This is a genomic window from Frigoribacterium sp. ME-P-080 (genome assembly GCF_030209595.1).
Lineage (GTDB): Bacteria > Actinomycetota > Actinomycetes > Actinomycetales > Microbacteriaceae > Frigoribacterium.
In genome coordinates, this window is sequence record NZ_JARVRR010000002.1 from 61,238 (window position 1) to 84,873 (window position 23,636).

Below are 23,636 nucleotides of genomic sequence, written 5' to 3' on the forward strand. Positions count from 1 at the left end.
CCGCCTACGGCGTGACGACGCCGATCGGGCCGGTCAGCTGGGGGATGTCCCGGTCGCTCAGCAGCCAGTGTTCCCCGCGGCCGGTGATCAGCAGCGCGAGCGGACCCGGACGGCAGACGACGAGCGCGCCGCCTTCTTGGTGCAGCACGCCGTCGAGGGCGCCGCCGAGGTCGCGGTCGTCTTCGGAACCCGACGCCGACAGGACGGCGCAGCGGCCCTCTGCTCCCATCGCCTGCAGCAGTCGGCGCATGCCCTCGGGGTCGCTGCGGTCGGGACCGAGCGGGTGGGCGACGGCCATGTCGACCCACTCGACCGACCCGGTCAGGTCGGCGAGGGCCTGCTCTTCGGGGCCGGCAGGGTCGACGGCGAGGTCGTGCACGGATTGTTTGCGATCGGGTGCGGCGAAGGCCTCGAGTGCGGTGATGACGGAAAGGGGGAGCGACGCCACGGGTGATCTCCTGTCGAGGGGTTCCCACCATCCTCCCACCCGAGCTGCCCTCACAGGTCCGTCCACAGGCGGAAACCGGAGCGGGCGCCGAGTCGAGCCGCCGCACTACGCTGCCGGAGAGCGGCCCGACGCGCGACGACGACCCGACCTGCCCACCCACGACGACGACGGAGACACCGTGAGCGACGCCCCCGGCCAGCAGCCCTGGCAGAACCCCCAGAGCCAGCAGAACCCCCAGAACCAGCAGGACCCCCGGTACTCCCCGCCGTACCAGGGCCAGCACCCCCAGGCGCAGCAGCCGGGGCAGCAGCCCTACCCCGGGCCCGGTGGCTACGCCGACCCGCTCAAGGGCACCAACCCCGGCGTCAGCACCTCGACCCCGTTCGTCTGGGTGCTCGTCCTGCTGCCGCTGGTGCAGCTGATCGGGCTCGCCTTCTGGGACGTCGGCGACTACCTCGAGCGCACCGCCACGATCACCCCGGGCGTCTACCAGTCGCCGTTCACGCCGGGCTACCTCGCCTACATGGGCATCGGCCTGCTCGTCTACGCACTGACGGTCGTCTTCGCCTGGCTCGACCACCGGGCGTTGACGGCCCGGGGCATCGTGAAGCCGTTCCCGTGGCCGTGGGCGTTCCTCACGGTCGTCTACGTCGTCGGTCGCTCGGTCGTCGTGAAGCGTCGCACCGGTGGCGGGCTAGCGCCGCTGTGGCTCTTCATCGCCGTCTACCTGATCACGATCGTGGTCGCGTTCTCGGTGTTCATCGTGGCCTTCGCCGAGTTCGTGCGGACGATGCCGTCCCTGCCGACCGCCCCGTAGCCGGACCTGCTGCGAGGATGGTCCCGTGACCTCCTCCAGCGCACCCCGACTCGGCCTGCTCCTCGACGTCGACGGCCCGATCGCCAGCCCCGTGACCCGCAGCATCGCGCTGCCCGCGATCACGCGCGACCTCGTGGCGCTCGCCGCCCTGGGCGTGCCGATCGTCTTCAACACGGGGCGCTCGGACGCGTTCATCCGTGAGGAGGTCGTCGGTCCGCTGCTCGCGGCCGGACTGCCCGAGGGGGCGCGGGTGCACGGCGTCTGCGAGAAGGGTGCCGTCTGGTTCACGATCGGCCCCGAGCACGGTGTCGACGGCATCGGCCCGATCGAGGTCGACTCGTCGCTCGCCATGCCCGCCGACTTCGGCGCCGAGATGCAGGCGTTGGTGGCGGACGAGTTCGCCGACCTGGTGTTCTACGACACGACCAAGCACGCGATGGTCTCGATCGAGCAGCTCACGAGCGTCGAGTCGTCGACCTACCTGGGCCGGCAACGCGACCTCGACGAGAAGGCGATGCAGGCGCTGGTCCGCCGGGGCTTCGGCGTGCGCCGACTCGACGACGTGCGGCCCGACGCCTCCGGGGCCGTGCAGTGGCGCGTCGACCCGACGATCATCTCGACCGACATCGAGTCGGTGCGGCTCGGCAAGGACCTCGGGGCCGAGCGGGCGCTCGAGCTGCTGGCGGCCGACGGCGAGCCCCCGCTCGCCTGGCGCACGGTCGGCGACTCGCGCAGCGACTACGCCATGGCCGACTGGCTGCACGCGCAGGGTCACGCGGTCGCGCACGTCGACGTCCGCCCGGCCGACGGCGTGCCGGCGACGCCGTACCCGGTGCTGACGAGCTCGACGGGCGCGATCCACGACGAGGCCGGGGCCGAGTTCCTGGCCGGTTGGCTGGCCGACCTCACCGTCTGACGCCCGGCCGCGACGCGTCCGGGTCCGCGACGGGCCCTGCCACGACGGGCGCGGGCCGCGACACGCCCGGGCGTGGCCGTCCTCGAGGACACCACCCGCGCCTCCTCGGCCCGCCCGCCGGGGTCGGTGCCACCCGCCCTGCGGCGTGCCCCCCGGACGGGTGAGACGGGTGAGCCTCGGGCCGGGACGGGTGTCACCTCCCCGCTGTCCATGCGGCCTGTGACCCCTTCGAGGGGGCGTACCCCCCGAACGGGTGTCGCGAATCGGCAGGAACGACCCTGTACTGTTTCGACACGTCCCCGGAACGGTCCCCCGAAAGGCCCACACCGGAGGCGAACCCGTCGATCGAGTGGCCCGAACCGCTCGCAGTCGACGGACCCGAAACGGGAGCCCCTGGCTCCCACCCGACCGCCGCCCACCCCGGCGCGTCACCTCGAGTCGCCGCCGTCGCCGACGCCCCTCCGGACGTCCGACGGCGGTCACCCACCGCCGCCGGCGTCCGGTCGTCTCTCAGACCCGAACCCGGAGAGAACACGCATGTCCCGAACCATGCGCGTCCGCGACAGCGACGCCGAAAACCGACCCGACACCGGTGCACCCGACACCGGCCCCGCCCTCGACGTGGCACCTCGCTCGCGCAGCGAACTGAGGCGCCTGGCACACCACGACGAGGAGCGGGGATCGCGGGCACGCCCCACGACGCGCATCACGAGCGACCACCACGCGTCGGTCGTCTCGCGCACCGAGGGGCGTGCCCACTCACCCTTCATGGTGCTGCTCGTGCTCGCCTGCACCATGGGCATCCTGCTCTACGGGCAGTTCCTGCTGAACCCCGCCAACCGCGGTGACCTGCTGCCCTACGTCGCGGTGATCATCGCCGAGGCCGTCCTGGTGCTGCAGGCCCTGCTGGCCATGTGGACGATCCTCTCGGGCGGTCAGAACCCCCGGGACTTCGACTTCCACTCGACGCAGGACACGCTCTACGACGAGGACGCGATCGACCGGCTCGGCGTCCGCGACCAGCCGCACCTGTGGCCGATCGTCGTCGACGGGAAGACCGTCGTCGTCGACGTCTTCGTCACGGTCTACGGCGAAGAACTGTCGAAGATCGCGATGACGGTCCAGGCCGCCGTCGCGATGCAGGGCGCGCACCGCACGTGGGTGCTGGACGACGGTCGGAGCGACGAGGTCAAGGACCTCACCGCGAGGCTCGGCGCCCGGTACATCCGCCGGCTGACCAGCCACGGCGCCAAGGCGGGCAACGTCAACTACGCCCTGTCGGTGGCCAAGGGCGACTACTTCGCCATCTTCGACGCGGACTTCGTGCCCAAGCCGATGTTCCTGCACGAGACCGTGCCGTTCTTCATCGACGAGAAGGTCGCCTTCGTCCAGACCCCGCAGTCGTACGGCAACCTCGTGAGCATCGTCAGCCGCGGCGCCGGCTACATGCAGGCCGTCTTCTACCGGTACATCCAGCCCGGCCGCAACCGGTTCAACGCCGCGTTCTGCGTCGGCACCAACGTCATCTTCCGCCGTGCGGCGATCGACGAGGTCGGCGGCATCGACACCGACTCGAAGTCCGAGGACGTCTGGACGAGCCTGTTCCTGCACGAGGCCGGGTGGCGCTCGATCTACATCCCGATGACGCTCGCGATCGGCGACGCCCCCGAGACCATCGAGGCGTACAGCAAGCAGCAGCTGCGCTGGGCGACCGGCGGCTTCGAGATCCTCTTCCGGCACAACCCGCTGAGCCCCCGCCGCACCCTGACGATGGACCAGCGCTTCCAGTACACGCTGACGGCGACCCACTACCTGACGGGCATCGCCCCGCTGCTGCTGATCATGGTGCCGCCGATGGAGATCTTCTTCGACCTGCGCCCGATGAACCTGCACATCTCGGTGCTGCAGTGGCTGCTCTTCTACTCGGGCTTCTACCTGCTGCAGATCGCGCTCGCCTTCTTCACCCTCGGGTCGTTCCGCTGGGAGGTGCTGATGCTCGCGTCGGTGTCGTTCCCGATCTACGTCAAGGCGTTGTGGAACGTGCTGAGCGGCAAGGACACGGCCTGGCACGTGACCGGCGGAGGCAAGGCGTCGAGTCCGTTCAACGTGCTCGTGCCCCAGGTGCTGTTCTGGCTCTTCCTGTCGCTCACCTCGCTCGTCGCGATCTGGCGGGACTGGGACAACCGGGTGCTCACGCTCGCCACGGTCTGGAACCTGATCAACACCGCCGTGCTCTCGGCCTTCTTGCTCGCGGCCCTGCGTGAGGCCGGAGCCATCAAGCGTGCCGCCCGCTCGGGGTCGAGCGCTCGCACGACCGTCGCCGGTCCGATCACGACCGGGCCCGTGGCCACTCAGACCCTCCGCACCCAGGTCGCCCGGCCCCTGCCCCGGAGCCACGACGAGTTCCTCGAGCTGTCGTCCGAGCAGCGACTCGAGCAGCGCCGGCGCGACGACGAGCGGCGTCACCTGCTCGAGGCCCGACTGGCCGTGGCCGACGACCAGCACGCCCACGAGGCGCAGCACGGCGACGAGGCGTCGCACACACCGCACGCGGGACCGGTGTCCGGACCCGACCGACACGACACGAACGACCGAGAGAAGGTGGTCTCATGACCTGGGGCAACAGGATCAAGATGACCGTCGGCATCCTGGTGGTGCTCGCCCTCGTGGCCGTCTTCACCGTCATCTTCACGCAGCGGCAGGCCCAGGTCATCAGCACCAGTGCCGCCATCGCGAGCCAGGACTTCTCCGTCGGCACCGACTACAGCGGCACGGTCACCTCGACCGACGCCGAGGTCGGCGACCGGGTGAAGAAGGGCGACGTGCTCTTCTCGCTGCAGAGCCCCTCGCTGCAGAAGGACCTCGCGGACGACGTCGTCGTCCCCGACACGGACGCCTACACGGTGGACGACGACGGCACCATCACCTTCATGGCCACCGTCGACGGCACGCTGTCGCAGCTCGACGTCCGCGAGGGCGGGTTCCTCGGTTCGGGCACGTCCGTCGCGACCATCGAGAAGGCCGGCACGCTCTTCGTGGACGCCGACTTCACGCTCACGCCCCGCGACTACGAGCGCATCCAGGACGGCGCGACCGTCGACGTGATGCTGCCCAACCAGCAGGTCGTCGAGGGCAGCGTCGACCTGGTCAGCGTGCAGACCAAGGACGGCGCGGCCGCGGCCACCGTCCGCGTGGTCAGCGACCAGCTGAGCGAAGGGGCCTACAACGGCCTCGTCGCGAGCGGCACGCCGGTCGAGGCGACCATGCACCTCCGCGACGACGGCATCCTCGCCGGGCCCGTGGACACCATGCAGGACTTCCTGCGCCAGATCGGGGTCTGACGATCCCCGGCGCACGGAGAAAGACGACGGGTCGGTCCGGCCGACGGGATCGTTCGGGATCACCGATCGGTTCCGGGCCGGCTCGTCACCCCCGGGAGGCGCGGGTCGAGATCCGACCCGTCCCGCGCCTCCCGACCCTCCGCCGGGTCCTCGCCGGCGTCGCCCTCGGCACGGCCGGCGTGCTCGTGCTGGCCGGCTGCATAGGCGGCTCGGACACGGACGGCGACACCACGGGCCGCCCCGACGCCGGAGGCGACGTGTTCCCCTCCTCGCAGGTCGACCCCCTGGTCGCCGCCCTGCCCCACGAGTCGGTCGGCACCGTCCCGACCATGCGCCTCGCCGACGGCCTCGTCCCGCCCACCAACACCTGGTTCTCGGGGCTGGTCTTCGGTGACGAGCCGACGCCCGTGTTCCCGTTCCCGATCTCGTTCCAGCTGACGCAGGCCGGCTTCGCCGCGGGACTCCCGGTGCCGGTGGCCTCCGAGAAGGCGATCGTGTCGCCCGCCCTGCCCGACGTCACCCTCGACGTCCAGGCCTCGGCGACCGAGATCAGTGCCTACGACGACGTCTCGGTGACGATCGCCCACCTCGACGGCGACGCGGTGCTCGGTCACACGACCGTCGCCGAGGGCTCGCCGGTCGTCTCGTACACCGCCGCGACCGCGCAGACCGACACCCTCGGGACTGCCGTCACGACCGTCGGCGACGGGCGCGGCACGTTCACCGTCGGCAGCACGACGTGGGGCGTCGCCGTGACGGACGGCAGCCTCGACGGCACGGCGGTCCGGCTCGACGAGGGCGGCTCGGTCGTCCTCGTGCCGCTGCCCGACGGGGCCACCGACGAGCAGGTGCGGACGGTGCTCGACGCGGCCGCCTCGCCGCTGACGTCGGTGACCACCGCGCACCGCGCCTCCGGGTCCGGGTCGTCGGCGGTGTCGACCACCGAGCTCGGCTACGAGACGGCGGCCGGGGGAGACACCCTGCTCGTCCCGGCCCCGCACATGGGCGGCGCGGCGACGGGTGGCGGCACCGGTCTGGGCTACGACACGATCTACGGCACCGTCCCGTTGTCGATCGGCTCGACGCTGGCGTTCGACGCACCGGTCACCACGGCCTCGACCGGGCTCGACCTCTCGGGGCTGAGCGACGACCAGAGGACGCAGCTCGAGGACCAGGTGCAGGTCGACGTCGCCCGCACGGCGGAGACGCCGGTCGACACCTACTACGGCGGCAAGGCGCTCTACCGGTCGGCGATGCTCCTGCAGCTCGCCCGGCAGCTCGGGGACGACGCGTCGGCCGAGACCCTCCGCGCGTCGGTCGTCGACCGACTCGACCGGTGGACCGACCCCTCGGGCTGCGAGACGCGCGAGCAGGAGTGCTTCGTCTACGACCCCGCCGTGAAGGGCGTCGTCGGCAAGGCGGCGTCGTTCGGCTCGGACGAGTTCAACGACCACTACTTCCACTACGGCTACTTCCTCTACGCCGCCGGCGTCGTCGCGGCCGACGACCCCGAACTGGCCGAGCGCTGGCGTCCGGTCATGGACCTGCTCGCCGCCGACATCGCCTCGGGCGCCGACAACGGGTCGTTCCCCGACCGTCGCGCCTTCGACCCCTACTGGTCGCACAGCTGGGCCTCGGGCTACTCGCCGTTCGCCGACGGGAACAACCAGGAGTCGTCGTCCGAGGCCGTCAACGCCTACGCGGGCCTGTCGCTCTGGGCCGCGGCCACGGGTGACGACGCGCTCGGCGACGAGGCGTCGTGGATGCTCAGCGGCGAGGCCTCGTCGGCGCTGGCCTACTGGCTCGCCCCCGACCTGACCGGCCCGACGTCCGCCGGCTACGGACACGCGATCGTGTCGCTGACCTGGGGTGGCAAGCGCGACTACGGCACCTGGTTCTCGGCCGAGCCGTCGGCGATCGCGGGCATCCAGTTGATCCCGCTGAGCCCGACCTCGGTGTCGTACCTGACGTCGTCGGCGGGTGGAGGCGCCCGGCAGATCGCGCGCGTGGTCGACGAGGCGAGCGCCTCGGGCTTCGACCGGCCGCTCGGCGACTACGTGCTGATGTACTCGGCCCTCGAGGGGCCCGACCAGGCCGCGGCGGCCCTGACGGCACTGGCCGACCTGCCCGAGACGGGCATCGACGACGGCAACTCGCGGGCCTACGCGATGGCCTACGTGATGACCGCCGGGGCGCGGTAGGGCCGAGCGCAGGAGGCGCGGGTCGGCCAGGGCTGGCCCGGCTCAGCCGACGAGGCGCACCGGCTCGACCAGGCGCACCGGGTCGACGAGGCGTTGCACGCTGCCGTCGGGGTGGTTCGCGACGAGCGTGCCGCCCCAGAAGCCGAGCTGGTCGCGCTCGGTGTCGAGCTGCCAGAGGCGGCGGCCGTCGGACAGGTCGAAGGCCGTGACGGTCGAGGTGCGACCGCTCGAGGCGGTCGTGGCGTAGCCGGTCGTGCGGCCGACGAGCGCGATCTGGGACTCGCCCGGCACCACCGCCCGGGCCAGCTCGTGGCCCGACGCCGCGTCGAGCAGGCGGACGGTGCGCTGGGCCGCCTCGTCCGACGTGAGGTCGCCGGACACCGCCGCCGCGCCTCCTGGTTCGAAGGTCTGGGCGAAGACGAGCGACCCCCGGTCGCCGGCCGGGTCGGTGGTCACCCGCGCGAGCCCGTGGCGGCGGTCGCGGGGCGGGGTCGTCCAGAGCTCGGCGCCCGTGCGGCGGTCGACGCAGACGACCCCGGGCGTGGTCGAGAAGACGAGGCAGTCGCCGGTCGCCTGCACCCCGCGGTCCTGGCGGAAGCCGTGTCGCCAGAGTTCGCGCCCGTCGAGCGAGAGCGCCACCACCGTGCCGTCCGTGTCGTCGGTCGAGGTGGGGATCGCCGGGTCGAGGCCCACCACGACGAGGTCGCCGTCGACGACGAGGGTCGTGGCGGTCGGCAGGTCGGGCCCCCAGTCGTGCGTCTCGCCGGTGAGTCCGTCGACCGCGGTGATGGTGCCGCCGTCGAGGACGAGCAGGCCGTCGGGGGTCAGGGCCTCGTCCTGGCTGCCGGTGGTCTCGCCCGTCCACACGGGGGTGTCGAGGTCGTCGGCCGCGTAGAGCGAGAACTCGCCCGTGCCGGGCTCCGCGTCGTAGTAGACGCGGGAGTCCTGGTACGAGAACTGCGGGTCGCTCGAGACGAGGGCCCAGGAGGCGGTGGCGTCGGTCAGGCGCGCACGCCCGTTCGGCGAGGTGGTCACGTCGGTCAGTTCGCCGGTCCCGAGGTCGAGGCGGGCGTACGACGAGGCGAACCCGTCCCCGCCGAAGCCCAACGTCGAGACGAGGGCGGTGTCGGTGGCGCCGTCGGCGGGCCAGACCTGCACGAAGCCGCTGCCGGCGTCGAGCTCGGTGCCGAGGTCGACCCACCAGCGGACGGTGCCGTCGACGGGGTCGACCCGTGCGAGCCGGCTGACGGCCTGCGCGGTGCTGCCGAAGCCGCCGTCGAAGCGGCAGTCGGCGCCGACGTCCGTGGCGGCGCTCGTGCCCCTGCCGTCGTCGCCCGCGGCACCGCCGGCGCTGACGAGGACGTCGCCGTCGAGCCGGTCGGGGCCCACCGCGGGCTCTGCCTGCCAGAGCAGGCACCGACCCTGGTCCGCCGGCACGCCGACGTCGGCGGGCGTCAGCGTCCACGACCCGGGGACCGGCTCGTGCCGCAGGTCGTCGCCGACGACGCCGTCGAGCGCGGCGGCCGACGAGTACCGCGGTGCCTCGACCAGGCCGGCGGTGGTCACGAGCGCCGCGGCGGCGACCACCGCGGCGGCCACGAGGGCGAGACGGCGAGGGCGGGAGGCGCGGTGCCAGACGGCGGCCCCGCGGCGGCGGGCGCGCGCGAACGGCTGGTCGCTCGGTCGGGCGTCGTCCGTCACCCGGCCATGGTACGAGGCGGGCGTGCGGGCGGGCCGTGAGCGGTCCCGGGGTCGCGACCCGCGCCTCCTGGGCTCCCGGGGTCGGCGGTTAGGCTGGTGCGGGCCGTCCGGTCCCGCCCGCCGGTGCACGAGCGGCTCCGCCCGTTCGCCCTCTCGTCGCCCGTCCCCCGAAGGAGCCGTGCCATCGAAGCCGTCGTCATCTCGATCCTCGCCCTGGCGATCGTCGTGCTCGTGGTCATCCAGGTGATCTACCGTCGCCGCGTGTTGCAGCGCCGCGAGGCCTCCGGTCAGCGGGTCGTCGGCCGCGGCACCTACGTCGTGTTCGGCGTGATGGCGGCGTTCTTCCTCTTCGCGGTGTTCGTGTTCCCGCTGCTGGTGCGGGGGTAGCCCGTGTCGAACCGGGTCGTGTCGCACCGGGTCGTGTGGCACCGCACCGCGTCTCGTGCATCCCACCGTGTCTAGTCGCGGTGCCGTGCACGAACTGCGGTGTGCTGTGCCGGCCGACGTCGAGGCGTGCCTGGCCGTCTGGGTCGCGGCGTGCGCCGCACGCGACGGGCAGGCGTTCGAGGGGGTCGCCGAACGGGCCCGACCGAAGTTCGACGCGGGCGTAGTGTGGCTGGTCGCGGACGGTCCCGACGTGGACGGGCCCGACGTGGACGGGCTTCGTGGCGTCGACGGTTTCGTGCTCGCGACGCGGCCCGGCAGCGGTTTGCCGGGCGACCCCGAGGACGCCCCCGTCGTCGGCCTGCTGGCTACCAGGCCCGGCGCCCAGGCGCGCGGGCTGGGGCGTGCCCTCTTGAGGGAGGCGACCCGCCAGCTCGGCGCGCTCGGCCACCACCGCGTCGTCTTGCACGCACTCCTCGACAACGTCGCCGCGGTCGGGCTCTACGAGAGCGAGGGGTGGGTGGCCGCGGGCGCCCCGTTCGAGCACTCGTTGCTGAAGCGGCCCACGCAGCGGTTCGACCGGCTGCTCTGAGCCGAGCTCGTCGGCGCCGCAGCCGTGTCGTCAGCGGTCGGCCACCGCCGTCGGATCGCCCAGGCGTCGGACGACGCCGTCCTGGGTCACGACGACCAGGTGCTGCCCCCAGAACTCGTACGTCAGCACGTCGTCACGCGACGTCCGCCAGAGCTCGCGGCCGCTCGACCGGTCGAGGGCGACGATCGCCAGACGCCCGTCGACCCCGAAGGCCTGTTGGTAGACGGTCGTGCGGGCCTGGGCGAGGGGTGCCGAGTACCCCGGCAGGGTCGCCTCGAAGACCACGCGCCCGTCGTGGGCGTCGAACGTCGTCACGGTCGAGGTCTCGTCGCCGAAGTCGCTGGACGGTGAGACGGTGACCTGCACGTCGTCGAAGGCGGAGCTCGGCGAGGGGTTCCACCCCGACTGCACCGTCTGTCCGCGGGCGACCGGGACCGTGGTCGACCACACGGTCTCGCCCGTCGAGGGCGACAGGCAGGTGACCGCGCTCCGACCCACGGGTCCGTCCGCGTCGGCGGTGCCGCCCGCGTCGTCGGAGCCCCTCGGCCCGGCGACCACCGGGTCGCCGCTCACGACGGGGGCCGTGACCGTGACGCACCGGTCCGACACGATCAACGAGGCGTCGCCCGACAGGTCGGCGGACCAGTCCACGGTGCCCGGCCGATCCTGCGAGAAGGCGACGAGCTGCTGCCCGGAGGGGGCGGCGAGCGTCACGACGACGTGGTCGCCGGCCGCCTCGGGCCAGCCGTAGGTGTCGTCGTCGATCGGCAGGCGGTGCACGTCACCGGTGGCGGCGTCGATCACCCGCGACCCGTCGCCGGCCGTCGTCAGCACGTAGAACTCGTCGTCGACGAGCCTCACGGTGGCCTGCGACGGTTCGTCGGCCCGCCACGACACGGCGTCGGGGGCGTCGAGGGCACGGAGCTCGTACCCCGTCACGTCGCCCTCCTCGGTGGTCGGCCCCGAGCCGTCGGGCCCGAACCTCGCCCGGGGCTGGTGCGAGACGAGGACGGTCGTCGACGAGACCTCCTCGATGCGCGTCACCTGGTCGGGATCGGACGACTCGACCGCCGCCGACCAGTCGGCGACCTCGCCCGTCCGCAGGTCCAGCCGGGCCAGGGTCGAACCCGCGTCGACCTCGACGACCAGGGTGGCGGTGCGTCCGTCGGCGTCCGGCGTCACCCGGACCGACCGCACCGCCCGCCCCAGGGCCGTGGCCACGTTCGCGCTCCACACCACGTCGCCGGTGTCGCCGTCGACCCGGGCCAGGCGTCCTCCGGCACCCCCGCAGCGGTCGGACTGCTCGGCCGACTGGGCGGTGACGAGCGCGTCGTCGCCGACCATCCCGGCGAACGCGTAGTAGGCGCACCCCGAGGGCATGCCGGGCGTGGCCGCACCGGCCAGGTCGGTCCGCCAGACGGTCGCCGTGGGCTCGGACCGCAGGTCGTCGACGAGCATCGCGGGGCGCACCGGCTCGTCGTACCGCGGCTGCATCGCGAGGCCCGCGCCGGCGACGAGCGCGGTCACCACGGCGACGGCGCCGACCGTCAGCCCGAGGCGGCGAGCCCGGGAGGCGCGGCTCCACCCCCGGCGCAGCGCCCGACCCGTCCGGCGTCCGACCGCCTGCAGCGGGGGTCGCCCCGCGCGCCGTCCTGCTCCGGTGGCCTCCACCCCGTCGTACCCGTCGCGAGCATCGACGTCGGCTGCGTGCTCGTCGGGGTGACCGGCCGCGGAGGCGGGCGTCGCCGGGGAGCCGGCCCGCGCCTCCCGGGCTGCCGCCGGGCGCTCGGGACGCGTCGGCTGCCACGGTCGTCCGTCCACGATGCCCCCCTCGCCCGCCATGCTACGAGACGCGGCCGGTCCGCCGGTATGCTGGCGCGTCGTCCCCCGAGACGGGGCGACCCCATCGCCCGCACCACCCAGGAGGCAGCATGAGCACCGTCCCCAAGGCCCGGGGTCTCAGCACCCTGTGGCGCACGAAGTCGGTCGAGTCGTCGCTCGCCGACTCGACGGGACCCGAGAACGGGCTGAAGCGCTCGCTCGGCGTCACCGACCTGACCCTCATGGGCATCGCCGTCGCCGTCGGGGCCGGCATCTTCTCGGTGGGCGCCAACGCCGCCGCGAACTTCGCGGGCCCGGGCGTGACGCTGTCGTTCATCCTCGCGGCCGTCACCTGCGGCCTGGCGATCATGTGTTACGCCGAGTTCGCCTCGACCATCCCCGTCGCGGGAAGCGCGTACACCTTCACCTACGCCACCCTCGGCGAGTTCCTGGCCTGGATCATCGGGTGGGACCTCATCCTCGAGACCCTCACCGGCGCGGCCGTGCTGGCCAAGTACTGGGGCATCTACCTCAGCACCGTGTTCTCCGGCTTCGGTCTCGACGTGCCCGACACCCTGTCGATCGGGCCGCTCGAGCTGAGCTGGGCGCCGTTCGTCATCGTCGCGTTCTTCACCGTGCTGCTCGTCCTGGGCACGCAGCTCAGCTCGCGCGTCGGCAGCGTCTTCACCGTGATCAAGGTCGCGATCGTGCTGTTCGTCATCGTCGTCGGCTTCTTCTTCGTCAAGTCGTCGAACTACACGCCCTTCGTCCCGGCGTCGCAGCCCCGCCCGGCCGGCGAGGGAGACGTCTGGACGCAGTCCCTCTTCTCGTTCGTCTCGGGTGCCGAGCCCGCGCAGTACGGCGTCTTCGGCCTGCTCGCCGGCGCGTCGCTCGTCTTCTTCGCCTTCATCGGGTTCGACGTCGTCGCGACCAGCGCCGAAGAGGTCAAGAACCCGCAGAAGACCATGCCCCGCGGCATCTTCCTGGGCCTGGCCATCGTCACCGTGCTCTACGTCATGGTGTCGATCGTGCTCACCGGCATGGTGTCGTACCGCGACCTCGCCGCCGTCGAGGCCCCGACCCTGGCCACGGCCTTCGACCTGGTCGGCGTCGGCTGGGCCGCTCAGGTCATCGCCATCGGAGCCCTCATCGGCCTGACGACGGTCATCATGGTGCTGCTGCTCGGCCTCGCCCGCATCGTCTTCTCGATGGCACGCGACGGCCTGCTGCCCCGCTGGCTCGCGAAGACCTCGGCCGTCCGCAAGACGCCCGTGCGCGTCCAGGTCATCGCCGGGGTGCTCGTCGCCCTGATCGCCGGGTTCACCGACGTCGGCGTCCTGGAGGAGATGATCAACATCGGCACGCTGTCGGCCTTCGTGCTGGTCAGCATCGGCGTCATCGTGCTGCGGCGCACCCGGCCCGACCTGCCGCGGGCGTTCCGGGTGCCGCTGTCGCCCGTGCTGCCGATCCTGTCGGCGGTGCTCTGCGTCTGGCTGATGTTCAACCTGACCACGCTCACCTGGGCACGGTTCGCCGTCTGGCTCGTCGTCGGCGTCGTCGTGTACTTCGCCTACGGGCGCCGGCACTCGCGGGTCGGTCTCGGCGAGGACGCCGCCGCCCCGGCACCCGCCGTCGACGCCGGTGGCCGTCCGAACTGAGCGGCACCGCCGACCGACGGAGGACCCCGTCCCGGACGATGCATCCCGATCCTTCGGGGGCCGTCGTCGGGGACGGGGTCCTTCGCTGTGTGCCCGGGGCGTGACCGGCGGGGCCGGGCCGGGCGCGCCTCCTCGGCCTCAGGAGGCGCGGTGCGGCCTCAGGAGGCGCGGTGCCGGTCAGGAGGCGCGGTGCGGCGCAGGAGGCGCGGTGCCGGTCAGGAGGCCGGGGGCGTGTCGAGCGCGTCGACGGCGGCGACGATCTCGTCGACCTCGGTGCGGGTCGTGTAGTCGACGTGGACGTCGGCGAAGACGACCTTGCCGTCGCGGTCGACGACGAGGACGGTCGGGAACGGAACGTCGGCGGTCGCGTCGGCGTTGCTGTCGGCGACGTCGAATCCGAGGTCGGAGTGCACCGCACGGGCGGCCGCGACCGGCTCGGTCTGGATGCCCAGGGCCCGGACGAACACGTTGCCCGGGTCGGACAGCACCGGGAACTCGAGGCCGCCGTTCGCGACGGACCGCTCGCTGCCCTCGGGCGTCTGGGGGCTGATCGCGACCAGGGCGACGCCGCGCTCCCGCAGTTCGGGCAGCAGGTCGGCCTGGTAGGTCTTGAGCGTCAGGTTGCAGTACGGGCACCAGGCGCCGCGGTAGAAGACCAGGACGGCCGGGCCCTCACCGACGGTCTCCGACAGCGAGACCTCGTCGCCGGCGGTCGTGACGAGCGTCGCGTCCACGATCGTGTCGCCCACCCGGACGGCGGCCGCGGGGACCCCCGAGTCGCGCAGTCCCGACTGCTCGTCGTCGAAGACCCTCGTGGCGTCCGCGCCGATCTCGGCGTTGAAGCCCTCGTTGAACTCGGTCACCTGGTCGGCGATGCGGGTGGGGATGGGGGAGTCGGCGTTCGACATGGGGTCCTCTCGACCGTGACGGGGTGCACCGGGTTCGGGCCGGTCACCTCGATCGAGGGTAGGCGGATGCGCGCCCGGGGGACCGCACGGGGCGGGGTGGTGTTCGCAATCGTCCGGCCGCGGCCCGGCTCGGGACCGGCCGCGCGCTCGTCCTCGACGGCCGCACGGCGCCCCGCACGGGCGTGTTGGCTGGTGCGGTGCAGACGTTCCTCCCCTACGCCGACTTCCGTGCCAGCGCCGAGGTGCTCGACGACAAGCGGCTCGGCAAGCAGCGGGTCGAGACGCTCCAGGTCATGCGGGCGCTCGTCGTGCCCGGCTACGGCTGGCAGAGCCATCCGGTCACCGCGATGTGGCGGGGGTACCGGCCGGCGCTGATGGCCTACCAGGTCGAGACCTGCGCGGCCTGGGTCGCTCGGGGCTTCGCCGACACCTGCCTGGACAAGACGCTGGCCACCCTCGACGAGGTCCCCGCCGACGCGGCGGCGTTCCGCGCGGACGAGTTCGAGCTGCCTCCGTGGTTCGGTCGGGAGGACGTCCACCGCTCACACCGGTCGAAGCTGCTGGCGAAGGCACCCGAGGCCTACGCCGCGGCGTTCGGCGACGAACCCGTCGACCTGGACTACGTCTGGCCCGTGCCGACCTCGGGCGACGCGTCGCGGTGACCGCGCGGGGTGACCGGGCGGGGTGACCGGACGGGGTGACCGGACGGCGTGACCGGGCGGGGTCAGGCCGGGCGCGGTGACCGGGCGAGGTCAGGCCGCGCGCGGTGACCGGACGGGGTGACCGGACGGGGTGATCGGGCGGGGTCAGGCCGCGCGCGCCTCCAGCAGGTCGAGGGCGGCGACGATCTCGTCGACCTCGGTCCGCGTCGTGTAGTCGGTGTGGACGTCGGCGAAGACGACGACCCCGTCGTGGTCGATGACGAGCACGGTGGGGAAGGGGATGTCGCCCGTCGCGTCCGCGTTGCTGTCGGCGACGTCGAACCCGAGCTGGGTGTGGACGGTGCGGGCGTCGGCACTCGGTTCGGTGCGGATGCCGAGCGCGCCGCTCAGCACGTTGCCCGGGTCGGACAGCACGGGGAACTCCAGGCTGCCGTTCGTCACCGACGCCTCGGAGCCCTCGGGGGTCTGCGGGCTGATCGCGACGAGCGCGACGCCGCGCTCCCGCAGGCGCGGCAGCAGCTCGGCCTGGTAGGTCTTGAGCGTCAGGTTGCAGTACGGGCACCAGGCGCCGCGGTAGAAGACGAGCACGGCGGGCCCCTCGCCGACGGTCTCGGCGAGCGAGACCTCGGTGCCCTGGGGCGTCAACAGTGTCGCCTCGACGACGGTGTCGCCGGGTCGCACGGCGTCGTCGGGCACGCCGGCCTCGCGCAGGGTGCTCTGCTCGTCGTCGAAGACCTTCGAGAAGTCGGGGCCGATCTGCGCGGTGAAGCCCTCGTTGAACTCGGTCACCTGCTCGGCGATGGTGGTGGGGGTGCTGGCGGTGCTGCGGGTGTCGGTGGGGTTGCTGTTCGACATGGTCGTCCTCTCGCGCTGACGGGCTCGCCGGGTACGGCCGTCGGGTGTCGCTGATCGTAGGCACGTCACCTCGGACCGACGCCGGGCCGCGTCACGGGGCGTCACACGCGGCCTGCTGCTCGGGCGCTCGGACCCTGCCCTGCCGATCGCCCCTGCATCCCGGCGCTGCTCGGCCGCCGACCCATGCCGCCACGATGTAAACATCCCGCCACACGATTGCGTGGCGGGATGTTTACATCGTGGCGGCGTGGCGGCGTGGCGGCGTGGCGGCGTGGCGGCGTGGTGGCGTGGCGGCGTGGCGGTCGGGCAGGCGACCGTCAGCTCTGGCAGTGAGGGCACCAGTACGTGTCGCGCAGCTCGAGTTCGCTCTCGCCGAGCTCGCCCCTCTTGATCTTGGTGCCGCAGCGCAGGCACGGTTTGCCCGCCCGGCCGTAGACCCAGTCGGTGGTGCCGCGGAGGTTGCCGGTCGTCGTGCGGTCGACGCGGTCTTTGTTGGCCTGGATCAGCCGGTGGGCGAGGTCGATCATCTTGGGTCGGTTCTCGACCTCGCCGACGGGACGGGTCGGGAGCACGCCCCTCAGGAAGCAGAGTTCGTTGCGGTACACGTTGCCGACACCCGCCAGCACCCGTTGGTCGAGCAGCGCGAGCCCCACCTCGCGGGACGGGTCGGCCTCGAGGTTGGCGAGGGCGCGCGCGGCGTCCCAGTCGGGGCCGAGGAGGTCGGGGCCGAGGTACGAGACCACGCTGTCGTCGTCGTCGCGGGCCACGAGCTCGACGATGCCGAGGTCGAACCCGACGGCGACCCAGTCGGCGGTCTCGAGCACGACGCGCGCCTGGTAGGCCGGACGTCTCCACTTCGTGCCGTGCCGGTAGACGTGCCACGAGCCCTCCATCTTGAGGTGCGTGTGCAGCGTCAGGTCGCCGATGTGGTGCAGCAGGTGCTTGCCACGGGCGATCACGTCGTCGATCACCTCACCGCTGAGGTCGACGGTCGCGAACGCCGGCACCCGGAAGTCGCTGGCGGTGAGCGTCTGACCGTGCAGGACCGCGTCGAGGTTCTTGGCGGCGCGGTAGACGGTGTCTCCTTCGGGCATCGGTCAGGCCCTCAGCCGGATGCCGCTCGGCGTCGGTGCGAACCCCGCGTCGCGCAGGGCGTCGCCGAGGGCGGTACCCAACACGAACTCGCCGTCGACCCGTTCGACCGCGAGCTTGCCGATGCGGTTGCGCACCGTGGCGGCCAGCGAACCCGCGGCCAGGGCGAGCTCGCGCTCGTCCGGCTCACCGAAGGTCAGCACCGTCTTGCCGCCGCGCTCCACGTAGACGACGAGCCGCCCGTCGACGAGCACCACGAGCGAACCGGCCTTGCGCCCCGGGCGGTGACCGGACTTCTTCTTGCCGCCCGCGCCTCCTGGGGTGTCGCTCGTCGCACGGTCGTCGCCCCCCGAGGAGGCGCGGGTCGAGCCGGCGGCGGAGCCCGCCTCGGCGCGCTCCCCGGCTCCGGTCGCCGTGGTCGCCGCCGCCGCGGTGGCGGCTCGTGCCGCCGCGCTCGCCACGGCCGCGGCCTCGTCGGCGGAGGCGCCGTCGAGCGTCTGCCCGGGCCAGGGCAGGGCCGCCCCGTAGGGGTTCGCCGGGTCGGTGGCGGCCAGGGTCACCACGGGCACGTCGCGCTGACGACCCGCGGCGACGAGGGTGTCGTCGTCGCGGCGGTCGCCCTCGTCGCGCACGAACGACCGCAGGCGGTCGACCGTGGGCCCGGTCGCGAACTGGGCCGCCCCGAGGCCCTCGACGAAGTAGCCCCGTCGGGCCCGCCCCGTCTCTTCGAAGCCGCTGAGCACCTTGTAGGCCGTCGAGAAGCCGCCACGGACGCCCTCGTTGACGACGGCGCCGCGGGTGACGACGCCGTGCCGCTCGAGGAGGATCTCGGCCGTCGCGGCGGCGCGCACGGTGCCGTCGGGTTCGGCCAGCGGCAACAGCGACCAACGGCCGCCGACGGTGGGCGGGCCCGCCTGTCGAGGCATGGCGACCCGGCCGCGGCTGCGGTACGACGAGCGCGACCGCGTCGGGGTGCGCGGCCTCGGCGTGCGTCCGCCGCCCACCTGGGTGCGCAGGGGCGCGAACGTGTCGTTGGTGATCTGCCCGGCCCAGACGAGCTGCCAGATCGCGGTGACCAGGGCGTCGTCGTCGGTGCTGCCCACGGCGTCCGACAACTGGCGGAAGAAGTACGCCCCGCCACCGGCCAGGGCCGCCAGCACCTCGCGTTGCAGGTCGTCGGTCTCGGCTCCGGACGGCTCGGGCAGGGTGACCTGGGCGCCGTCGGCGAGGTGCAGGCTGACCCAGCCGTCGTTGCCGGGCAGGGTGCCGGTGCCGGACCAGATGACGTCGCCGGTGGCCGTGAGCTCGTCGAGCATCGACGGGTTGTAGTCGATCACGCGCGCCGGCAGGATCAGGGACTCCCAGGCCGAGGCGGGCAGCGAGACCCCGCTGAGCTGGTCGACGACCTGCACGACGCCGTCGAGGCCGCGCAGGCCCGACCCCTTGAGCCCGGTGGCGACGTGCTGCCAGGCGGGCAGGAAACGCCCGAGCGTCTCGGGGGCGACGGGCTCGACCTCGTGCCGGAGCGCGGCCAGCGACTTGCCACGCAGTCGGCGCAGCACCTCGGAGTCGCACCACTCGCTGCCCTGCTGCCGGGGCCGGAACTCGCCCTCGACGACGCGACGCTGGGTGGCGAGCTTCCGCAGGGTGTCCATCACGACGGCGGTGCCGAGGCCGAGACGGTCGGCCACCATGGCGGGAGTGAAGGGGCCGTGGGTGCGGGCGAACCGGCCGATGAGGTCGCCCAGCGGGTCGTCGACCGGTTCGACGAAGGCGGTCGGCACGCCGATCGGCAGGGCGACGCCGAGGGCGTCGCGGAGGCGCGAGGCGTCCTCGATGCCGGCCCAGCGCACCGTGCCGGCGTGGGTGAAGCGCAGGACGCGGTTCGACCAGGCGAGGTCGGTCAGGGCGGTCTCGAGCGCGCGGTGGGCGTCGTCGCGGGCGGCCACGTCGCCGGCGACGAGGGTGGCCGCGAGCCAGCTGCGGTCGATGATCTCGTCGGTGGTCAGCGGGCCGAGCAGTCGCAACAGGTCGACGACGCCCTCGATGTCGCGGGCCCGGCGGTCGGGGGCGAGGCGCTGCAGTTCGAGCTCGTGCTGGTCGATGACGTCGGCGTCGAGCAGCTCGCGCAGCTCGGCCCGGCCGAGCAGCTCTTGCAACAGGCTCGAGTCGAGCGACAGGGCGGCCGCACGACGCTCGGCGAGCGGCGAGTCGCCCTCGTACATGAAGGCCGCGACGTAGCCGAAGAGCAGCGACCGGGCGAAGGGCGAAGGCACCTCGGTCTCGGTCTCGACGATGCGCACGGTGCGGCTGGCGAGGTCGCGGGTGAGGCTCATCAGGGCCGGCAGGTCGTACACGTCTTGCAGCACCTCGCGCACGGCCTCGAGCACGATCGGGAACTGCGGGTACTTGCGGGCGACGTCGAGCAGCTGCGACGAGCGCTGACGCTGCTGCCAGAGCGGCGACCGCTTGCCGGGGTTGTACCGGGGCAGCAGCAGGGCCCGGGCGGCGCACTCGCGGAAGCGTGACGAGAACAGGGCGGAGCCGCCGACCTCTTCGGTGACGATCTCGTCGAGGTCGTCGAGCTCGAACGAGAACAGCTCGGCCCCGGGAGGCTCGGCGTCGGTGTCGGGGATGCGCACGACGATGCCGTCGTCGGCAGCCATGGCCCCGCCGTCGACCCCGAGCTGGTCGCGGATGCGGGCCGAGACCGCCAGTGCCCACGGCGCGTGCACCTGCATGCCGTAGGGGGAGTGCAGGATGAGGCGCCAGTCGCCGAGCTCGTCGCGGAAGCGCTCGACCACGAGGGTGGTGTCGGTCGGCACGTACGACGTGGCGGCCTTCTGCTCGCCGAGGAACGCGATGAGGTTGCGTGCCGCGCGCTCGTCGAGCCCGCCGGCGGCGACGCGGGTGGTGGCGTCGGCCTCGCTCGAGTTCGACAGCTCGCGGACGTAGCCGCCGATGGCCTTGCCGAGCTCGGCCGGGCGGCCGATGCCGTCGCCCTTCCAGAAGGGGACGCGACCGGGCTGGCCGTAGGCGGGAGAGACGAGCACGCGGTCGTGGGTGATGTCCTCGATGCGCCAGCTCGTGGCCCCGAGGGCGAACACGTCGCCGACCCGGGACTCGTAGACCATCTCTTCGTCGAGTTCGCCGACGCGGGCGGCCTTCTCGCCGACCATGAAGACGCCGAACAGTCCCCGGTCGGGGATGGTGCCCCCGCTCGTCACCGCGAGGCGTTGGGCCCCGGGGCGACCGGTCAGGGTGCCGTGCACGCGGTCCCAGACGATGCGGGGTCGCAGCTCGGCGAACTCGTCGGAGGGGTACTTGCCGCTGAGCAGGTCGAGGGTGGCGTCGAAGGCGGAGCGCGGCAGGGTGGCGAACGGGGCGCTGCGACGCACGGTGTCGAACCAGGCGTCGGCGTCGAGCTCGTCGAGGGCGACGGCCGCGACGGTCTGCTGGGCCAGCACGTCGAGGGGGTTGGTCGGCACGCGCAGCTCTTCGATGAGCCCGGCGACCATGCGCTCGGCGGCGACGGCGGAGTGGATCAGGTCGGCCCGGTGCTTGGGGAACAGGACGCCGCGGGAGGTCTCGCCGACCTGGTGCCCGGCGCGGCCGACGCGTTGCAGGCCGCTGGCGACCGACGGCGGCGACTCGACCTGGATGACCAGGTCGACCGCACCCATGTCGATGCCGAGCTCGAGCGAGCTCGTGGCGACGACGCAGCGCAGTCGGCCGCTCTTGAGGTCGTCCTCGATGAGGGCGCGTTGGTCTTTCGACACCGAGCCGTGGTGGGCCCGGGCGAGCAGGGGATCGCTGCCGGCGGTCTGCCCCGAACCGCCCATGAGCTGGGCCGGCGCCCCGCCGCCGACGGCCGGGTTGCGCTGCGCGGCGGGTGCCGGGGCGAAGGGGTCGACGGCGTCGGCGGCCGCGTCGTCGCCGACCGGGCCGGCGGTGACCAGCTGGCCCCGCGCCTCCTCGGTGGCACGCTCGGCGGCCTCGAGGTCGCCGCCCTGGCGTTCGATCCAGATGTCGTTGAGGCGGGCCGTGAGGCGTTCGGCCAGGCGGCGTGAGTTCGAGAAGACGATGGTCGAGCGGTGCGCGGCGATCAGGTCGACGATGCCCTCTTCGACGTGGGGCCAGATGGAGCCCTGCGGCGCGGCGCCGGCGGCCGAGCCCTCGAGCGGGGCGGCGGTGCCGAGCTCGGTCATGTCGTCGACCGGGACGACGACCCGCAGGTCGAACTTCTTGTCGGCGCGGGGGTTGACGATGGTGACCGGTGCCGGGCCGGCGAGGAACCGCGCGACCTCTTCGGGCGGCCGGACGGTCGCGCTGAGCCCGATGCGCTGGGCGGGTTTCTCGAGCAGGGCGTCGAGGCGCTCGAGCGAGAGGGCCAGGTGAGCACCGCGCTTCGTCGAGACGACGGCGTGGACCTCGTCGATGATGACCGTCTGCACGCCCTTGAGGGTCTCGCGCGCCTGCGACGTGAGCATGAGGTAGAGCGACTCGGGCGTCGTGATGAGGATGTCGGTCGGCGTGCGGGCGAGACGGCCGCGGTCGCTCGAGCTCGTGTCGCCGGAGCGCACGCCCACCGTGATGTCGGGAGCCTCGGTGCCCAGGCGTCTCGCGGTCTGGGTGATGCCCACGAGCGGTGAACGGAGGTTGCGTTCGACGTCGACGCCGAGCGCCTTGAGCGGCGAGATGTAGAGGACCCGGGTGCGGTGCAGCTTCTCGTCGGGCGGGGGTGACGAGGCCAACGAGTCGATCGACCAGAGAAACGACGCGAGCGTCTTGCCCGAACCGGTCGGCGCGATGACGAGGGCGTGGTCGCCCTGGCTGATGGCCGTCCAGGCGCCTTCTTGAGCCCGGGTCGGCGCGGCGAACGCCCCCCGGAACCACTCACGGGTCGCGGGGGAGAAGCGGTCGAGCACGTCGGTCATCGTTGCCATCCTGCTCTGCACCACCGACATTCCGCCGAGGGGCTCAGCTCAGCACGGTGGCCTCGCCTCGGCGTCCCGAGCGTGCCGCGAACGCGTCCAACGCCTCGAGGACATCGTCCGCGCGCCAGATGGTGCCCATCTTGTACTCGGCCTTCTCCTTCAGCACTCCCGATTCGACCAGCCGTCGGAGCAGGGGGTAGACGTTGCTCGGGGCGAGCGAGAGCCGGGAAGCGGCCGTCGTGGCGTCGAGGACGGGTTGGTGGACGAGCAGGTCGAGCAGGCGCCAGACCGACGAGTCGCTCCGCGCGGTGACGCGGGTCGACCAGGATGCCCGGACGTCGTGGAGCTCGTCGACGAGCGTCCGGGCGTTCGCGACTGCCCGGAGGGACGCCTCGGCCGTCAATCGCACGATGGGGTCGAGTTCACCTGCCCGGTACGCCGTCAAGGCTCGGTGGTAGGCATCGACGTCGGTCAGCAGGCCTGCCGAGACCGGCACCGTCACGGACCGCGTGACCCCCTTGGACCGCAGCATCGCCTGGGTGAGGGAGCGCCCCGTCCGACCGTTTCCGTCGGTGAACGGATGGATCGTCTCGAACTGGGCGTGCGTCACGGCCGCCTGGACGAGGACGGGCAGGTCGTCGCGTCGTGCGAATTCCAGGCAGTCGTCGAGGAGTCCGGGGACCCGCGCGCTGACCGGGGCGACGAACTCGGCACCGAGGGGGCTGGCACTGCTCCGACCGATCCAGACCTGCTCGTTCCGGAGGGCGCCCGGAGTGTGTCGTGGGTCCGCAGCCATCAGCGTGGCGTGCATCGTGAGGACGGACGCCCTGGTCAGTTCGTCCGCCAGGTCGATCGCGGCCGACATGGCGCGTGTGTTCGCCGCGATCAGGGTCGCGTTGCGCTTGCGTTCATCCCCGAGCTCGGCCGAGAACACGGATCGGGCGTTGGCGGTCAGGTTCTCGATGCGCGACGAGGCGAGGGCCTCGCTGCGGAGCAGCAGCGGGGCGAAGGCCGCCACTTCGCCGCCGAGGGTGGCATCGAAGCGAGTCAGTTCGAGAGAGGCGTCCTCGGCCAGAGCGCGGACCTCGGGCGACGGAGCGGGGTCGAGTGCGCCGATGAGGGGCGGCACCGCCGCGCGGAACACGGTCGACCCGAACGGCTCGGCACGGAATCCGGCCGTCGGGCGACCGGACGGCACCCATGCGACCTCTTCGTGGTCGAGCGGCGGCCAGGTGGCGGTCACGGCACCTCACAAGTCAGAATCCGAGCGCGTACTTTTATGACTTATCACCTCAAGTCATAA

At 72.8% G+C, this 23,636-nt stretch carries 17 protein-coding genes; 9 read left to right on the forward strand and 8 right to left on the reverse strand.

The annotated features are described in order from the left end of the window. Nucleotides 1-4 precede the first annotated feature (4 nt). Nucleotides 5-448, reverse strand: a complete 444-nt coding sequence (locus tag QRN23_RS01795) for a hypothetical protein (protein WP_043596785.1) — start codon at nt 446-448, stop codon at nt 5-7. A gap of 178 nt (nt 449-626) precedes the next feature. Between QRN23_RS01795 and QRN23_RS01800 the strand changes: the two genes are divergently transcribed. From QRN23_RS01800 to QRN23_RS01820, 5 genes are all read left to right on the forward strand, one after another. Then, entirely contained in the window at nt 627-1,265 is a 639-nt protein-coding gene (locus QRN23_RS01800) for a hypothetical protein (RefSeq protein WP_285062266.1), read from the forward strand. Nucleotides 1,266-1,290: 25 nt separating this feature from the next. Continuing rightward, on the forward strand, nt 1,291-2,181 hold the full coding sequence (locus tag QRN23_RS01805; RefSeq protein ID WP_123571355.1) for a hypothetical protein: 891 nt from the start codon (nt 1,291-1,293) through the stop codon (nt 2,179-2,181). Nucleotides 2,182-2,718: 537 nt separating this feature from the next. Further along, entirely contained in the window at nt 2,719-4,794 is a 2,076-nt protein-coding gene (locus tag QRN23_RS01810; RefSeq protein ID WP_233568462.1) for a glycosyltransferase family 2 protein, read from the forward strand. After that, nucleotides 4,791-5,522, forward strand: a complete 732-nt coding sequence (locus tag QRN23_RS01815) for an efflux RND transporter periplasmic adaptor subunit (RefSeq protein ID WP_056043811.1) — start codon at nt 4,791-4,793, stop codon at nt 5,520-5,522. Before QRN23_RS01810 ends, QRN23_RS01815 begins: the two co-directional genes overlap by 4 nt. A gap of 179 nt (nt 5,523-5,701) precedes the next feature. Next, complete coding sequence (locus QRN23_RS01820; protein WP_285062270.1) at nt 5,702-7,723, forward strand: glycosyl hydrolase; 2,022 nt, start codon at nt 5,702-5,704, stop codon at nt 7,721-7,723. 42 nt (nt 7,724-7,765) lie between these two features. Here the strand turns inward: QRN23_RS01820 and QRN23_RS01825 are convergent, their stop codons facing one another. Beyond that, nucleotides 7,766-9,424 (reverse strand): outer membrane protein assembly factor BamB family protein, encoded by a 1,659-nt coding sequence (locus QRN23_RS01825; RefSeq protein ID WP_285062272.1) that lies wholly within the window; start codon nt 9,422-9,424, stop codon nt 7,766-7,768. 96 nt (nt 9,425-9,520) lie between these two features. Here QRN23_RS01825 and QRN23_RS01830 point away from each other — a divergent pair, with 96 nt between their 5' ends. Then, nucleotides 9,521-9,811, forward strand: a complete 291-nt coding sequence (locus QRN23_RS01830; RefSeq protein ID WP_285062274.1) for a hypothetical protein — start codon at nt 9,521-9,523, stop codon at nt 9,809-9,811. 67 nt (nt 9,812-9,878) lie between these two features. Beyond that, nucleotides 9,879-10,400 (forward strand): GNAT family N-acetyltransferase, encoded by a 522-nt coding sequence (locus tag QRN23_RS01835; RefSeq protein ID WP_285062276.1) that lies wholly within the window; start codon nt 9,879-9,881, stop codon nt 10,398-10,400. 30 nt (nt 10,401-10,430) lie between these two features. On the opposite strand, the gene QRN23_RS01840 is transcribed toward QRN23_RS01835, so the two are convergent. Beyond that, the gene (locus QRN23_RS01840) at nt 10,431-12,221 is read right to left on the reverse strand and encodes an outer membrane protein assembly factor BamB family protein (RefSeq protein ID WP_285062278.1); all 1,791 of its coding nucleotides are present in this window, start codon (nt 12,219-12,221) and stop codon (nt 10,431-10,433) included. Nucleotides 12,222-12,331: 110 nt separating this feature from the next. Here QRN23_RS01840 and QRN23_RS01845 point away from each other — a divergent pair, with 110 nt between their 5' ends. Then, the gene (locus QRN23_RS01845; RefSeq protein WP_285062279.1) at nt 12,332-13,879 is read left to right on the forward strand and encodes an APC family permease; all 1,548 of its coding nucleotides are present in this window, start codon (nt 12,332-12,334) and stop codon (nt 13,877-13,879) included. Nucleotides 13,880-14,094: 215 nt separating this feature from the next. On the opposite strand, the gene QRN23_RS01850 is transcribed toward QRN23_RS01845, so the two are convergent. Continuing rightward, complete coding sequence (locus QRN23_RS01850; RefSeq protein ID WP_285062281.1) at nt 14,095-14,787, reverse strand: peroxiredoxin-like family protein; 693 nt, start codon at nt 14,785-14,787, stop codon at nt 14,095-14,097. A 197-nt stretch (nt 14,788-14,984) separates the two neighbouring features. Between QRN23_RS01850 and QRN23_RS01855 the strand changes: the two genes are divergently transcribed. Continuing rightward, nucleotides 14,985-15,449, forward strand: coding sequence for an MSMEG_6728 family protein (locus QRN23_RS01855; RefSeq protein WP_123571491.1), 465 nt, complete (start codon nt 14,985-14,987; stop codon nt 15,447-15,449). 144 nt (nt 15,450-15,593) lie between these two features. On the opposite strand, the gene QRN23_RS01860 is transcribed toward QRN23_RS01855, so the two are convergent. From QRN23_RS01860 to QRN23_RS01875, 4 genes are all read right to left on the reverse strand, one after another. Further along, nucleotides 15,594-16,304, reverse strand: coding sequence for a peroxiredoxin-like family protein (locus QRN23_RS01860; protein WP_173153594.1), 711 nt, complete (start codon nt 16,302-16,304; stop codon nt 15,594-15,596). 317 nt (nt 16,305-16,621) lie between these two features. After that, nucleotides 16,622-17,398: an Fpg/Nei family DNA glycosylase gene (locus tag QRN23_RS01865; RefSeq protein WP_123571347.1), complete on the reverse strand. Its 777-nt coding sequence runs from the start codon at nt 17,396-17,398 to the stop codon at nt 16,622-16,624. A gap of 3 nt (nt 17,399-17,401) precedes the next feature. Then, nucleotides 17,402-22,333 (reverse strand): Lhr family ATP-dependent helicase, encoded by a 4,932-nt coding sequence (locus tag QRN23_RS01870; protein WP_285062284.1) that lies wholly within the window; start codon nt 22,331-22,333, stop codon nt 17,402-17,404. Between the two features lie 43 nt (nt 22,334-22,376). Continuing rightward, complete coding sequence (locus QRN23_RS01875) at nt 22,377-23,576, reverse strand: Fic family protein (protein WP_056043780.1); 1,200 nt, start codon at nt 23,574-23,576, stop codon at nt 22,377-22,379. Nucleotides 23,577-23,636 lie beyond the last annotated feature (60 nt).

Excerpts from the sequence above, each read along its gene's own strand:
- QRN23_RS01810 (WP_233568462.1), top strand. The coding sequence starts at position 2,719 with ATGTCCCGAACCATGCGCGTCCGCGACAGCGACGCCGAAAACCGACCC.
- QRN23_RS01815 (WP_056043811.1), top strand. The coding sequence starts at position 4,791 with ATGACCTGGGGCAACAGGATCAAGATGACCGTCGGCATCCTGGTGGTG.
- QRN23_RS01845 (WP_285062279.1), top strand. The coding sequence starts at position 12,332 with ATGAGCACCGTCCCCAAGGCCCGGGGTCTCAGCACCCTGTGGCGCACG.
- QRN23_RS01850 (WP_285062281.1), bottom strand. The coding sequence starts at position 14,787 with ATGTCGAACGCCGACTCCCCCATCCCCACCCGCATCGCCGACCAGGTG.
- QRN23_RS01860 (WP_173153594.1), bottom strand. The coding sequence starts at position 16,304 with ATGTCGAACAGCAACCCCACCGACACCCGCAGCACCGCCAGCACCCCC.
- QRN23_RS01865 (WP_123571347.1), bottom strand. The coding sequence starts at position 17,398 with ATGCCCGAAGGAGACACCGTCTACCGCGCCGCCAAGAACCTCGACGCG.
- QRN23_RS01870 (WP_285062284.1), bottom strand. The coding sequence starts at position 22,333 with ATGACCGACGTGCTCGACCGCTTCTCCCCCGCGACCCGTGAGTGGTTC.